The sequence below is a fragment of the Pseudomonas sp. MYb185 genome (genome assembly GCF_002979975.1).
In the GTDB taxonomy this organism is placed as follows: domain Bacteria; phylum Pseudomonadota; class Gammaproteobacteria; order Pseudomonadales; family Pseudomonadaceae; genus Halopseudomonas.
The window spans coordinates 1-13,368 of record NZ_PCQD01000009.1 but is presented as its reverse complement, the minus strand read 5'-3'; the positions used below and the strand labels follow the sequence as shown (position 1 = coordinate 13,368).

13 protein-coding genes are annotated in these 13,368 nt (G+C 60.2%); 7 read left to right on the top strand and 6 right to left on the bottom strand.

Annotation, left to right across the window (positions count from 1 at the left end; translation table 11 throughout):
- Positions 1-264: 264 nt before the first annotated feature.
- The gene (locus CQ007_RS14085) at positions 265-693 is read right to left on the bottom strand and encodes a hypothetical protein (RefSeq protein ID WP_105646475.1); all 429 of its coding nucleotides are present in this window, start codon (positions 691-693) and stop codon (positions 265-267) included.
- 251 nt (positions 694-944) lie between these two features.
- On the opposite strand from CQ007_RS14085, the gene CQ007_RS14080 reads away from it, so the two are divergent.
- Together CQ007_RS14080 and CQ007_RS14075 are read left to right on the top strand one after the other, a co-directional pair.
- Positions 945-1,793, top strand: coding sequence for an SDR family NAD(P)-dependent oxidoreductase (locus tag CQ007_RS14080; protein ID WP_105646474.1), 849 nt, complete (start codon positions 945-947; stop codon positions 1,791-1,793).
- A 128-nt stretch (positions 1,794-1,921) separates the two neighbouring features.
- A complete protein-coding gene (locus CQ007_RS14075; protein WP_105646473.1) occupies positions 1,922-2,200 on the top strand; it encodes a hypothetical protein in 279 nt (92 codons plus the stop codon).
- Positions 2,201-2,206: 6 nt separating this feature from the next.
- Here the strand turns inward: CQ007_RS14075 and CQ007_RS14070 are convergent, their stop codons facing one another.
- A complete protein-coding gene (locus CQ007_RS14070; RefSeq protein ID WP_158256779.1) occupies positions 2,207-3,064 on the bottom strand; it encodes an alpha/beta fold hydrolase in 858 nt (285 codons plus the stop codon).
- 233 nt (positions 3,065-3,297) lie between these two features.
- On the opposite strand from CQ007_RS14070, the gene CQ007_RS14065 reads away from it, so the two are divergent.
- Together CQ007_RS14065 and CQ007_RS14060 are read left to right on the top strand one after the other, a co-directional pair.
- Positions 3,298-3,714: an HPF/RaiA family ribosome-associated protein gene (locus tag CQ007_RS14065; RefSeq protein WP_105646471.1), complete on the top strand. Its 417-nt coding sequence runs from the start codon at positions 3,298-3,300 to the stop codon at positions 3,712-3,714.
- Positions 3,715-3,813: 99 nt separating this feature from the next.
- Entirely contained in the window at positions 3,814-4,518 is a 705-nt protein-coding gene (locus CQ007_RS14060; RefSeq protein WP_105646470.1) for an SDR family oxidoreductase, read from the top strand.
- Positions 4,519-4,610: 92 nt separating this feature from the next.
- On the opposite strand, the gene CQ007_RS14055 is transcribed toward CQ007_RS14060, so the two are convergent.
- From CQ007_RS14055 to CQ007_RS14040, 4 genes are read right to left on the bottom strand one after another with little or no spacing between them, the layout of a single operon-like run.
- Positions 4,611-5,726: an ABC transporter permease gene (locus tag CQ007_RS14055; protein WP_105646566.1), complete on the bottom strand. Its 1,116-nt coding sequence runs from the start codon at positions 5,724-5,726 to the stop codon at positions 4,611-4,613.
- Between the two features lie 11 nt (positions 5,727-5,737).
- Positions 5,738-6,934, bottom strand: coding sequence for an ABC transporter permease (locus tag CQ007_RS14050; RefSeq protein WP_105646469.1), 1,197 nt, complete (start codon positions 6,932-6,934; stop codon positions 5,738-5,740).
- Positions 6,919-7,917 (bottom strand): HlyD family secretion protein, encoded by a 999-nt coding sequence (locus CQ007_RS14045; protein ID WP_105646468.1) that lies wholly within the window; start codon positions 7,915-7,917, stop codon positions 6,919-6,921. Before CQ007_RS14045 ends, CQ007_RS14050 begins: the two co-directional genes overlap by 16 nt.
- On the bottom strand, positions 7,914-9,296 hold the full coding sequence (locus tag CQ007_RS14040; RefSeq protein WP_105646467.1) for a TolC family protein: 1,383 nt from the start codon (positions 9,294-9,296) through the stop codon (positions 7,914-7,916). The genes CQ007_RS14045 and CQ007_RS14040 overlap by 4 nt, the downstream gene beginning before the upstream one ends.
- A gap of 437 nt (positions 9,297-9,733) precedes the next feature.
- Between CQ007_RS14040 and CQ007_RS18955 the strand changes: the two genes are divergently transcribed.
- The 3 genes from CQ007_RS18955 to CQ007_RS14020 all read left to right on the top strand — a co-directional run bounded on the left by CQ007_RS18955 (position 9,734) and on the right by CQ007_RS14020 (position 13,314).
- Positions 9,734-10,909, top strand: a complete 1,176-nt coding sequence (locus CQ007_RS18955) for a hypothetical protein (RefSeq protein ID WP_218278887.1) — start codon at positions 9,734-9,736, stop codon at positions 10,907-10,909.
- A gap of 941 nt (positions 10,910-11,850) precedes the next feature.
- Positions 11,851-12,891 (top strand): hypothetical protein, encoded by a 1,041-nt coding sequence (locus tag CQ007_RS14025; RefSeq protein ID WP_105646465.1) that lies wholly within the window; start codon positions 11,851-11,853, stop codon positions 12,889-12,891.
- A 21-nt stretch (positions 12,892-12,912) separates the two neighbouring features.
- Positions 12,913-13,314 carry a DUF2306 domain-containing protein gene (locus tag CQ007_RS14020; protein ID WP_105646464.1) on the top strand — a complete coding sequence of 134 codons (402 nt, stop codon included), beginning with the start codon at positions 12,913-12,915 and terminating at the stop codon, positions 13,312-13,314.
- Positions 13,315-13,368: the final 54 nt, after the last annotated feature.

Below are 13,368 nucleotides of genomic sequence, written 5' to 3'. Positions count from 1 at the left end.
TCCGGTTCAATAGTGGAAGACTCCCGTCCGGAGGTCGGAGCCGGACGGGGCAGGGCGCCAGTTTACTGTAAGCGCCGGAGCGCGGGAACCGTCGGGTACCGATGGCACGGGAACGGGGCGTAGCGCGCCTGCGCTACGCCTTGGAGCCGGTAAAAAACTGTACCGTCGAACTCACGCCATGACATTCCAAGCGTAGCGCCCGAGCGTGGACCGGGGCGCTACACTCCGTAGAGGCGAGACGGCCGGGACGTCTTGTCGGCTGGCTCAAACCCCTGGCCCGCAACGCAGCACCTGCGCCCGCGCCAGTTGCTCGCCGGCGGCATTTTCCAACCGGGCATGGGCACGCCAGCCCAGGCGCCAGGCGCTGATCCGGTAGCGCTCGCCGGCGCTGAAATCACCGTCCAGGGCTAGGATGCAGCGGCGCCAGTGCGATCCCGACAGCCGCTCTCCCATGCCGGAGCTGCTGCCCGGCACCTCGAACTGGTAGCGTACCTCCAGCCGGTGTGGCCCCGGTGGCAGATCGGGGAAGCGCAATTGGCGAATCAGGTTGCCATCCAGGCGGTATGCCTGCAGAGAGCCGCGCGCGGTATTTTCCAGGGTTACCCGGGCCAGTTCATTGCCCAGCGGTGGCTGCACCGGCTGGGCACAGGCGGCCAGCAGCAGAACGGGGGCGAGCAGGGCAAGCTTGAACATGGGCTACTCCGGTCAATGGCGGCAACCTACAGGCTACGCCAGAAAATGCCGGTGAGGTAACTTGACCTTGTGCGGGGCAAGCGGGTGGGAGCACCCGCCACAAAATAAATACGGCTGCTGCACCCTGATCAACCAGGCACATAGCGCTGGCGGGCACCGGGCGGGCGCGGCATGCTCCGGCAATCGGCATCAACAGCGCTGCGCGGGACGACAACAGACGACAGCCAGCGCCCCAACAGGAGAACTCAGGCATGCAGGAATTCAACAACAAGGTCGCAGTCATCACCGGCGGCGGCAGCGGGCTGGGTCGTGAACTGGCGCTGTGCTGCGCGGCACGTGGCATGAAACTGGTACTCGGTGATGTGGACGAGGCCGGCATGCAGGAAACCCTGCGTCTGGTCGAAGCAGCGCATCCGGGCACCGAGTCGGCCACCATGCGTCTGGATGTATCCAGGCTGGAGCAGGTGCAGGAACTGGCCGAACTGTGCAAGAGCCGCTTCGGCGGCGCACACCTGATCTTCAACAACGCCGGTGTCAGCGTCAACGGCCCGATCTGGCAGAATACCGTGCATGACTGGGACTGGGTGCTGGGCGTCAACCTGTATGGCGTGGTCTGGGGCATCAAGGCCTTCACGCCGATGCTGATCGAGCAGAACGAAGGGCACATCATCAACACCGCTTCCGCCGCCGGTTGGCTCAATGGCCCGAGCAGCGGTATCTACAACGTCAGCAAGACCTCGGTGGTGGCGATTTCCGAAACCCTGGCACTGGACCTGCGAGATGCCCAGGCCAATGTCGGCGTGACCGTACTGTGCCCGGCGTTCTTCCCCACCGGCATTCACCAGTCCGATCGCAACCGCCCGGCGGACAAGGGCGAGACGGTGGAAAAGAGCGAAATGGCACTCAAGCGCGCCGCCGCACTGAAGTACGCCGTCGAGCACGGTCGCATCCCGGCCAACGAGATCGCCGAAATGACCCTCAAGGCGGTGGAAAAGGACCAGTTCTACGTATTCCCGCACCGCAAGATCAAGCAACTGATCAAGCTGCGCGCCGAAGCGGCGGATCGGGAGGAGGGTGTGTTCGACTCGATGAATCCCTGAGCCGGGGCTTCATTCGTCCTGCGCCCTCTATAAAACGAGGGCGTGGGTGCGGTAATAAAAAAACACTGCACTTTGGTGCAGCAGCCAGGGTCGAAATCCGGGAGGCCCCTCAACCTGGAGAAACCCTTATGCGCCTGACTTACCTTTGCATACCGTTGTTCGCCCTGCTGCTTGCTGGCTGCGGTGATGACGAGCCCAATCGCCCAGTCGACACCACACCCCCCGCCGTACCCGCAGACGAAGCCTACGGCACGCCGGTCGATCCCGCGGATGATGCCTTGCCGCCGAACAGCGGCGACATGCCGCCGCCGACTACTCCCGATCCCGACGACGGCCTCGGCACCGAATACGGCACCCAGCCGGGCTCCACTCCGCCGCCCAGTGACGGAGCGGACACGCCGCAATAACCGTTGTCAGCTTGCTTTCCGCAGACCGGTTACCCGGTCCGCGGCTAAGAGGAACCGCTCGACCGCCTGGCGCACATCCTCCCAGGCGGTCTGATGTTCCATTTCCAGAAAATGGCCGGTATTGCGGATGGTCACGTACTCGGAGCGCTTGGCCAGATCAGCGAAATACAGCGCATCGGTGGGTGTGGTGTATTCATCCAGTTCGCCATTGAGAAACAGCAGCGGCACATCCACATTGCCCACGCATTGCATGTAGCGATCCGTATCCAGGCTCAGCACCTGGCGGATGTGATGCAGCATCTGCGCGTATTCATGCACTTCCAGCGTCGATACATGGCGGAAGTTGCAGCGCTTGAACAACGGCGACAGATGTTTGCCGATGGTCTCGTTCACCAGCGTGGCGATCTGATGACGGTCACAGGCGGCCATGTACTCCTGGCCGCGCTTGAGATAGTCCATCATCGGCGCATTAAGCACCGGTGAAAACGAACTGATCACCGCCCGCCTGATCCGTGCAGGCCGCTGCGCCAGGGCCAGCAGGGTCGACACCCCACCCCAGGAAAACGACATCACCTGATCAGCGCGGAAGTGCTCGATCAGATCCAGCAGAATCAGCGCTTCGTCCTCCTTGCCCAGCATCGCCTGGGAGCGGTTGTGTACCCGCGAAGCGCCGGAATAGGGCTGATCGAACAGTACCACGTTGAACAACGGGCACAGGAAACGCAGCGCCTGAGCGAATGCAGCGCTGGTAGCCAGGGAGCCGTTGACCAGGATGATGGTGCTGCTGCTGTGCGGGTGGGGATAGAAACGCGTCTGCACTTTCAAATCGCCGTGCACGCGCACCACCGCCTTTTCTGCATACATGTCATACACCTCGAAGAAGCCGAATGTCACAGGCGGGCAGTTAACCGGATGCAGGTTACAAGGGAGTGTCAGCGGGCGACCGTTCGGCGGAATGAGCGAGTCACGGCCGATGCATTTTCTGAGATACATGAAACAGCTGATCTTTCCCCAAACGCTGCCAAATGGCGTAGGCTGAGCATACCGCCACGAGTTTCATGCGGGTTTCCGAATCAAGTTATGAAGAGGGAAGGCTTATGCAAATTCAGGTTCATAGCGATAACCGTATCGACGGCAGCGCCCGACTGGCAGATTGGGTGACCGCCAGCGTTTCCAGCAAGGTGGGGCGCTTCGACGGGGAACTGACCCGGATAACGGTGCATATCAGCGATGAGAACGGCGAGAAGGCCGGCGCCCAGGACAAGCGCTGCCAGATCGAAGCACGTCCCCGGGGCCAGGCACCGATTTCGGTCAGCCACAAGGCCGACTCGGTCAACCTCGCGGTCGATGGCGCTGTCGAGAAACTCCACGCCGCCCTCACCAGCCTGTTCGGCAAACTGCGCAGCAAACGCGCCACGCCGCAGCCAGCCGCCCCGGCAACTACCGACCCGGACCGGCAGGACGAACTGCTGGAAGAGGATCTGGACGCCGAGGAGCAGATGCGCGGCATCTGATTGACCGATGGCAGGCCAGGGCACGTCCTGGCCTGCGTCATCCTCCTGCCTGGCTACTGCAGTACCCCACCTACTTTTTCAAAGCCTGGAGAGCAATACATGGCCAATATCGTCATTACCGGTGCCAACCGCGGCATCGGCCTCGCCCTGGTCAAGAACTACGTGGCCGGCGGCGACCGCGTCCATGCACTGTGCCGCAACCCCGATCAGGCGGCGGAGCTCAAGCAGATCGCCACCACGTCTGCCGGACAACTGACCCTGCACCCCATCGACATGGCCGATGGCCAATCCATCGATGCAGTGGCGCAGATTCTGGGTGACACCCCGGTCGATGTACTGCTGAACGTGGCCGGCATCATCGGTGGCAGGATCGACAGTCTGGCGAACACGACATTCACCGAAGACGACTTTGCCGACTGGCGCAATGCCTTCGAGGTCATGACCATCGGCCCGTTCCGCCTGACCCAGGCGCTGTTGCCCAACCTGCTGGCGGCCAAGGGCAAGGTGATGACCGTCAGCACCCAGATCGCCGCCTCCACCTGGGATCGCGGAGGCATGTACGCCTACGGCGCGACCAAGGCCGCGGTGAACAGGCTGATGCTGAGCCTGGCGATCGACCTCAAGGCCAAGGGCGTCTGCGTCGCCACCATCCATCCCGGCTACGTCCAGACCGACATGGGTGGCCCCAATGCCGAGATCACCCCGCAGGAAAGCGCCGCCGGCATCAAGAACGTCGTCGATAAGCTGACCCTGGAGACCAGCGGCAGTTTCTTCAAGTGGAATGGGGAATTGCATCCCTGGTGAGGGGCTGCGCACTGTATTACCGTGAGAGACCGGTCGGGGCGTAGCGCACCTGCGCTACGCCAGCGGTGTGATGACGTCCTCGTCACGGGTAATCAGGATGACCGACGATACCGCCACCAGGCCAACACGCCGAACACAACGATCAACACCAGCAGATTCACCATTTCCCATGCGGCCTCGGCAAAGCTGGCGCCCAGCTGGTTGAACTTGACCATGAGGTTGATGCCCGGTGTCGATGGCAACAGCTTGGCCAGCCACAGCAGCCATCCCGGTGTCGATGTGGCCGGCCAGGAGAGGTTGGACAGGAAGAAGAAGGGCAGGGAGGTAACCAGAATAAGCTGGTAGGCCCGCTCGCGGGTGCGGAAGAAACTGGCAATGAACAGACCCAGGGCCACCACCGCACCAATGAATAACAGCCCGCCCACCAGCAGGCCCGGAAAGTTGCCGCCTTGCGGGTAATCCTGATACCAGAACATGAAGCCGGCGTAGTAGAGCATATTGGTGAAGCCGATCAGCAGGCAGGCGCTGGCAATGCCAATCAGTTGGGTGCCGGAGAAAAACAATTGTCCCCTGCGTTCGCGACGGGTTCCTGCCATCACTGCAATGCCCATCAACAGGGTTTGCTGCACGATCAGTTCGGCCACACCGGTGACCAGCGCACTGCCGTAGCCTTCCCGCGTGTTGAACAGTGGCCGCTGCACCAGATGCAACGGCGGCTGTGCTGCGGCTCCGGCGAAAGCGGCCTGCCTGACCGCCGCTTCGCGGGCAAAACCGGTGATGGCATCGCCCAGCCCGGTGAGCACGGTGTTGGCCTGCCCGAGCCAGGCGCCGCTGGCATAAATGGCAATGTCCCCCTGGTCGCCACGCAGGATATCCCGCTCGAAGCCCTGGGGAATGACCACGAAACCCTCGGCCTTCATGGCGGCAACCTGGGCGGCGGCTTCCGTTTCGCTGGCCATCAGGGCCGTCACATGCACGGCATTGACGCGCTCGATATGGTGTATCAGTTCCCGGCTCAGGGATGTGCGATCCTGATCGACAATCACGACCGGTTGTTCACTGGCCACCTGTTGCCGGTATCCCGTGGGATAAAAGAATGAGTAAAGAATAACGGCACCGACCATCACCATGACCACGGCGCGATCGGTAAAAACAGCGCGAAAGGTGCTGACAAAGGCCTCCACAAAAGCAGCGCGATTTTTTTGCATGGCGGTGTGGGTCATCGCTGCCCCCAGGTGGAAGGATCGAGAACCGCTTGGCGGTAAGCACGATAACCGATGGCCCCAGGTATCACGATAAATAACACCAGCGCTCCCAGATGGGTGAAGGTCACTGTCGCCGGCGCCGCCAGATAGCGTTCCGCCGCATCCAGTTTCACATAGCTGGTAAAGGGCAGGAGGTAGTGCCAGGTGCGGGCGAACAGGGATGCGCCGTCGATGGGAAAGGTGGCGCCGCAAAAAGCCAGCGAGGTGCCGGCGTACAGGCCGACGCCCGACAAGGCGGTGCCCATATTGCGTATTACGCCGGACAACAGCAAGCCGATGGCGGCGTAGGCGGTGTACATCAGCACCTGGCCTGCCAGCAGCGCCATCAGTGAGCCGGCAATACCATCACCGCGAATGACACTCATCCACAGCACTGCGGCAAAACCATAGAGGGAAAACACCAGGATATAGATCAGCCATTTGCCGAGAATGGCGCCCGGCAGGTTGCCGCCAGATGTCTCCAGCCAGTGTCCGGCAGTGCCATCGCGCAGCTCGCGGCAGCAGGCACTGGTGACGGCCACGCACAACATCAGATGCAGCACCGCAGGCAGCACCAAGCCCAGCAGAAATTGTTCAAAGCTGCGCGCCGGGTTGAACAGCACGGTTACCTGGGCGCTGACCGGGGCGGGCTTCAAGATATCCACGCCCTGTTGCAGGGCGGTGTGTTCCAGCACAATCCGACCGGAAAGACTTTTCACCGCCGCATCGATATCACGAAAAGCAGAGGCGCCCGCGGTGGTGAGTGCGGCGTTATAAAACGCGAACAGGGTTGCGGGCTGACCGCGCTGGATCTGATCATCGGTATCGGCGGGAATATGTATCACCGCATCTACTTGCATGGCACGCACCAGCGGCCAGGCCTGATGCAGATCCAGTGGATGCGAGCGCACGTCCAATGCCGGCGCTGCGTGCAGCGCGCGGATCAACTCGCGGCTGACCGGGCCGCGACTGTCATCCACCACGGCAACCGGCAGCGCACGAGGCACGGCGCTGTAGAACATCGCTGCGAACAGGATCATGGTCAGCCAAGGAATCCAGGTAATCAGGGCCATATCCCAGGGCGAGTGACAGAGAAACCGCCACTCGCGTTGCGCCGAGCTGCGCAGCGATGCACGAAAGCCGGTGGCGGCTCCGTTCAGGGTTGTGGCCACGGAAACAGCACACTCATGCCCGGACGGAAATTGGCAACCGGTTCCACCGGTCGGGCGCGCACTTCAAAGCTTTTCACATCGTAGCCCGCCGACTGCCGGGTGGCCCGCCAGGTGGCGAAATCGCCCGCCGGGTTGATGAAGTACACCTCAAAATCAACCCCGGTCAGCGCCAATGCAGGAATATCGCCCTTGAGTGCGTGACCCATGCCCACCGCGCCAAACTGATCTTCCCGCAGGGTTAAGGACACCCACATGTGGTCGATATCCACCAGCGTGAACACCGGATAACCGGCAGGTACCAGCTCGCCCACATCGGCCAGACGCTTGCTGACTTCGCCGGCGGCGGGCGCCAGTCCCAGGGCTTCATCGCGAGCCGCGGTGACCTCGGCTACCGCTGCTTCGGCCTGGCGTACCTGGGCGTCGGCCGCATCCCTGTCTTCGCGGCGGGCACCGGCCAGGGCCTCGTCGTATTGCGCGCGTGCAGCCCTGGTCAGGGCTTCGGCGGCGCTTGCCTGGGCCAGGGCCTCATCGCGCTGCTGACGGGTAACCACGCCTTCACTGTGCAGACGATCGAGGCGCACGGCCGTCGTCCGCGCCAGGTCCGACGCGGCTTTTGCCCGCTGCCAGTTGGCCTCGGCGGCACTGATCTGCTCCACGCGCGCCCCTTCGCTGGCCTTTTCCGCCTGGGCGCGGGCCGCATCCAGTGCTGCCGTGGCCTGGCGGAATTTGGCTTCCACCTCAGGGCTGTCGAGGGTGAACAGATGCTGCCCGGCAGTGACGCGTTCACCTTCGCGCACATGCAGTTCGGCAATCCGGGCCGGAATCTTTGCCGATACCTTGACCGAATCGGCGTCGGCCATGCCTTGTACCAATCCTGTGGTGGTGCGAAAGGCCAGCCAGAGCCCGACAATGACGACGGCCAGCGCCAGTGAAACAGCCAGCAGTAACAGCAGGCGAGGGAGGGCAGAGCGGGTATTGGTCATGGTGGAAGCACTTTGTCGGCTTGGCGAAGGTAATGGCTATAGCGGCTGGTCTGTCCGCTGACATCCAGCAACTGAATCAAGGCAAGATCAAACTCCCAGGCTGCCAGCGCGCGATCAGTGCGGGTTTTGCCCAGCTGGAGGCGGGCATCGATCACATCGAGGGAGGTTGCCTGCCCCTCCTGGAACGACAAGCCCTGCAAGCGCAGGTTTTCTTCGGCGCTGTCCAGGGCACTTTCCAGCAGGGTAAATTGCTGGCGCGCGCTGTCGGCTGCCAGCCAGGCGCGTGCCACACCAATTTCCAGTTTGACGGCGGTATCGCGCAAACCGTGCTCCACCTGCAGTTGTTGACTGCGCGCCGCACCCACCTGGCGATGGCGATCGGTATTGGAAAACAGCGTGTAACTCACCCCGACCCCAAAGGCCCAGTCGGATTCGGTGAGCAGTGCATCTTCGCGTTTCAGGTCATATTGGCCGAACAGATACACCCGCGGTTTCCAATTGGCCTGTTCCGCCAGAACCTTTTGCCGGGCCTGCTCGCCTACCGCGCGCAATTGCTCCAGGCCGGGGTGCTGGCGCACTGCTGTCTCGACAAAATATTCAACGGGTTCAAGCGGTGCCTGTACTACAAACAGCGGCGACAAGGGTTGAATGGGAACCTCACTGCGCAACAGGCCGGCCAGTGCCGCTTCAGCACCGCGCAGGTCATTGATTGCCTTGAGGTATTCGCGCTCGGCATTATCCAGTGCCACCTGCGCCTGCAACAGCTGGGCGCGAGTGGCAAAACCCTCATGCTCCAGTTTGCGCGCATGTTCGTAATGCTCCTGCAAGCCGTTGCGAACCTCCAGTCGCACCGCGACAACCTGTTGCGCCAACTGCTGCCCGAAGTAGGCCTCCACCAGTTGCACGGTCTCATCCTGGCCGGCGCGGGCCAGCAGGGCGTCGGCTTCGTCCGCCGCTGCATTGGCGGCGGCCTTGGCAGCGCTGATTTGCCCACCAGTCCAGACCGGCATCGTCGCCGTCACGATCGGGCGGGTACGCCAATCCTTTTCTGCGAACTCCAGCGGACTGGAGATATCGAAGGCCTCAGCTACCGGCTCCAGCGAACCCAGTGGAAGCTTGAGGCTTTTCTGGAAGTGCAGGCGGCGGATGTCAATGGAGACATCCGGGTAGGACAAACTGCGGCTGGCCTCGGCCAACTGGCGACGGCTCTCCACCTGGCTGCGTGAGCTGGCCAGGGCATCGGAGACATGCGAGAGGCGCTCTTGTGCTTCTTCAAAGTCCAGCGCCAGCGGCTGTGCCTGGGCACCAAGAGAGACGAATGCGGTAAGGGAACCCAGTGTCAGCAGCGCCAGCAGTCTGCGACCAGGGGATATTGGCATGGTGTCTCCTTTCATTCCTGGCAAGCAAGATGCAGGGAGTATAGAGCGCCGTACCGTTTAATTCAGCCCTGGAGTGCCTGTTGCTGCCCCTTTGCTGTCCGTTCGCTGTTGCTTCGGTGAGGTATGGGGTGTAGCGCGCCTGCGCTACGCCATTCACCGATATGGCTAAAAGCTTGGATGCACTGTTCTGGGAGAATGTATCTGAGCAGAACCGCGTCATTGCGAGTCCGGAGGACGAAGCAATCCATGAACACCGAGCCCCCGCCAACACTGGATTGCCAGCCCCGTGGGTTGCCACGCCGCTACGCGGCTCGCAATGACGCGGGTGGAGATGGTATATGGCATTGGAACCTGGCCGCTGTCGCAGCTGATTCTCAGGCTGTCATGATCTGGAATGCAGTCGCTCTGGCTACCGGCCGCACCTGGTTGTTCTCTTTGTGAAGGTCGACAATGCCATAGTGGGACATGGTTTTCAGTGTTCTGGACAGGTTGCTGGGTTTCCTGCCCGTCGCCTGGGCTTATGCCAGAATCACAACACACACGCCATCCTCACAAACTCAATGGTGCCGCCCATGGATGACAATGCAATAAGAGCAGCAGCCCGCAAGGCCCTGATGGCGGCGGAACCTCTTTATCACTCCTGGTCATCGGATCAGCAGGAGCGATTTCGCGCGACCATGAGCGAGACCGCCAGCAACAGGGTGGATGCTGTGTTGCTCGGCGAACTGCAGGGCATGGCCTGCGCCCCTGAAAATGCCAGAGATGTCTGGCGTGACTTGCCCCTGTCAGCAGTCAACGACCTCAACTGGGCGAAACTGCTCACCACCGGTATCGGTGAAGACATGATCTGGCTCAACGAGTCCATGGCCGAGAATGTCAGTCTGCTCGACTTCGGTACCCTGCATGATTACGACGTTGACGATTACCTGTTCCAGGAAGAGGTGAACGGCAGGGAGATCGAGGGCTACCAGAAACGGGAGTACTACGCGCTGCGGTTTCCCCGTTGGGCGCGCCTGATCATCGATGACAAACTGCACTACGCCACCCTCAGCTCGTTGGCTACTCATGTAACGGATCAGCTTGAAGAGCAGGGGCAGGACATGATCCAGCGTCTGCTGCCCCATGAGTATGTTCATGGCAAGAATCATGGAAAACAGGAAAAGGACGGTGTGCTCTGGGACATGCAAGTGGATGCGGGTGGCCTGGAGCAACAGCTCGAGGAACTGGAGCGGCAGTGGTTCCACTACCTCCAGCAGCGCTGGACCGAACTCAGCCAGTCATTCACGCATGATGCGCCTGCCGTATTCATGAAGGATACGAGTGAGCATGGTGAAGCCAACTACCTTTTCCTGTTCAACAATGCGGTAGCTCTTGAGCGCACCCGTTGGCGGCAGTTTCTCTCGGATTGCCGGCAGATGGAGAAAACGTTCAGCGAGGTGGAACGCCATCTGGAGCAGGCGTGGAAACAGGCGGAAAACTGGTTGCAGGAAGCCCACCAGAACATCCTGCAGAACTATGACCCAAGGGTGACCAGACTGAGGAAAAAACGGAAGATTGTGATAGCGCCGGGTGCCTTCGATAGCTTGCTGCGGCCGGATGAAGACGATCAATAAGGTCTGGGTAAGGGGTGCCTCTGGATGCCAGCGCTTATCTGACCCCTTTTCTGCTACCGCTCGCACATTCGGTAACACTCAAGTGGGGTGAAAGGTAGCACTTACCCCATGGAGGGCTGGCTCTGATATTGCTGCTTTTACATAAGGCATTGATTTTTATCAAATATTTAAAGCTGGCACGTAACCTGCTTTGTATTAAGCACAACAAAAATAATAACGCGAAGCGCAAAACTCAATAACAAAAACAAGATTCAGCTCCACACACAACAAGAACAAAACGTGCGAGTGCAGCAAACTGATTTTTTTGGAGAATGGGAAGCGACTTTCCTGCGCATCCAAAACAATCCGCTTGCTTTAGACAACCCGGGACGGGTTTCAGGGTGGCACTGCCACCGGCTCAAAAGAACAAGAAACAGCTCAAGAAAAACAAGAACAACCATTAGGGGAGCGGAAGCTCCCCTTTGGGCTTTATGGCTTGCATACTCATCAGGCAGGTGCAGGTTTCCGCATGACATCGATGATCCAGGAAAACGGCCTGGCGATCGATACCTCGCTCTTTCTTCGTTTGACCAACCACTCGTTTGACCGGACTTGTTACTGGTGCCATTGATGACACGCGCTTGTCAGCCAGCTGAGACCTGGTCCGACGGGATCAGGAGCACAGCAGTGCAGGCCTGTGGAAAATATACCTGCCCCCTTTTTGCTTCTCCCTTATCTGAAATATGCCTGTGCTTGTTATCGCAAGCCTGAATGCGGCCGGCATATGAATAGTCAACATTTCGGAAAGCACAGCTCAATGCAAAATGGGTATGCAAAAATGTGACTGGGTCGTGGCCATCAGAAATGTACTTGATCTATTTCAAGCCGAGGCGTGAGCGTCGCCTCGGATTCGTGCCAGAATCACAACACACGCCACCCTCACAAACTCAATGGTGTCGCTCATGGATGACAATGTAATAAAAGTCGCAGCCCGCAAGGCCCTGATGGCGGCGGAACCGCTTTATCACTCCTGGCCAGCGGATCAGCAGGAGCGGTTTCGTGCGACCATGGGTGAGGCCGCCAGCAGAAGGGTGGACGCCGTATTGCTCGGTGAGTTGCTGGATATCTCCTGTACCGCCGAAAACGCCCGGAAAATATGGCGCGATCTGCCACTGTCGAAACTTGAGCATCTCAACTGGGCCAAACTGCTCACCACCGGTATCGGCGAAGACATGATCTGGCTCAACGAGTCCATGGCTGAGAATGCCAGCCTGCTCGACTTCGGCACCTTGCATGATTACGACGTTGACGATTACCTGTTCCAGGAAGAAGTGAACGGCAGGGAGATTGAGGATTACCAGCAGCGGGACTACTACGCGCTGCGGTTTTCCCGTTGGGCACGACTGATCATCGATGGCAAGCTGCATTACGCCACCCTCAGTTCGTTGGCCAGTCATATAACGGATCAGCTTGAAGAACAGGGGCGGGATCTGATCCAGTGTTTGCTGCCCCATGAGTATGTTCACGGTAAGAACCACGGCAAACAGGAAAAGGACGGTGTGCTCTGGGACATGCAAGTGGATGCCGGTGGCCTGGAGCAACAGCTAGAAGAGTTGCAGCGGCAGTGGTTCCACTACCTCCAGCAGCGCTGGACCGAACTCAGCCAGTCATTCGTGCGCGATAGCCCTGCCGTATTCATGAAGGATACGAGTGAGCATGGGGAAGCCAACTACCTGTTCCTGTTCAATAATGCGGTTGCCCTTGAGCGCACCCGTTGGCGACATTTCCTCTCGGATTGCCGGCAGATGGAAGAAGAGTTCAGCGAGGTAGAGCGCCGTCTGGACCAGGCGTGGAAGCAGGCGGAGAACTGGCTGCAGGAAGCACACCAGAATATCCTCCAGCATTTTGACCCCGTAGTGAGCAAGCTGAGAAAAAAGCGAAAGATTGTGATAGCGCCGGGCGCCTTCGACAGCTTGCTGCGGCCAGATGGAGACGATCAATGAGGTCTGGATAAGGGGAGCAGGATGGAGACTTTGTACCCCACCTACCTGCACCTCGCTTACGCTCATCTGGCAACAGTGGTCCCCGCCTTCCTGATTGGCGGTTACCTGCTACTGAGGGCAAAGGGGACGCCCTCTCACCGCGGGCTTGGCCGGATCTATGTGGCACTGATGCTGAGCACGGCAATCATCGCCCTGTTCATGCCTGCCCAGGTCGGCCCGAGTCTGGGCGGCCACTTCGGCTTGATTCATATTTTCAGTGCGGTGGTGCTGGTGTGCATCCCCTTGGCCATCAGGGCCGCACGGCGGCATCAGCTTATCGCCCATCGGGCGCATATGCTTGGCGTCTATGTCGGCGGAGTTCTGATAGCGGGCGCCTTTGCTCTCATGCCAGGTCGGCTGCTGCATGGATGGCTGTTCGGTTAGGTAGGTAACCGTGAAGGGGAGCTATCATCGCAAGCTCTGACATTGGGGGGGGGG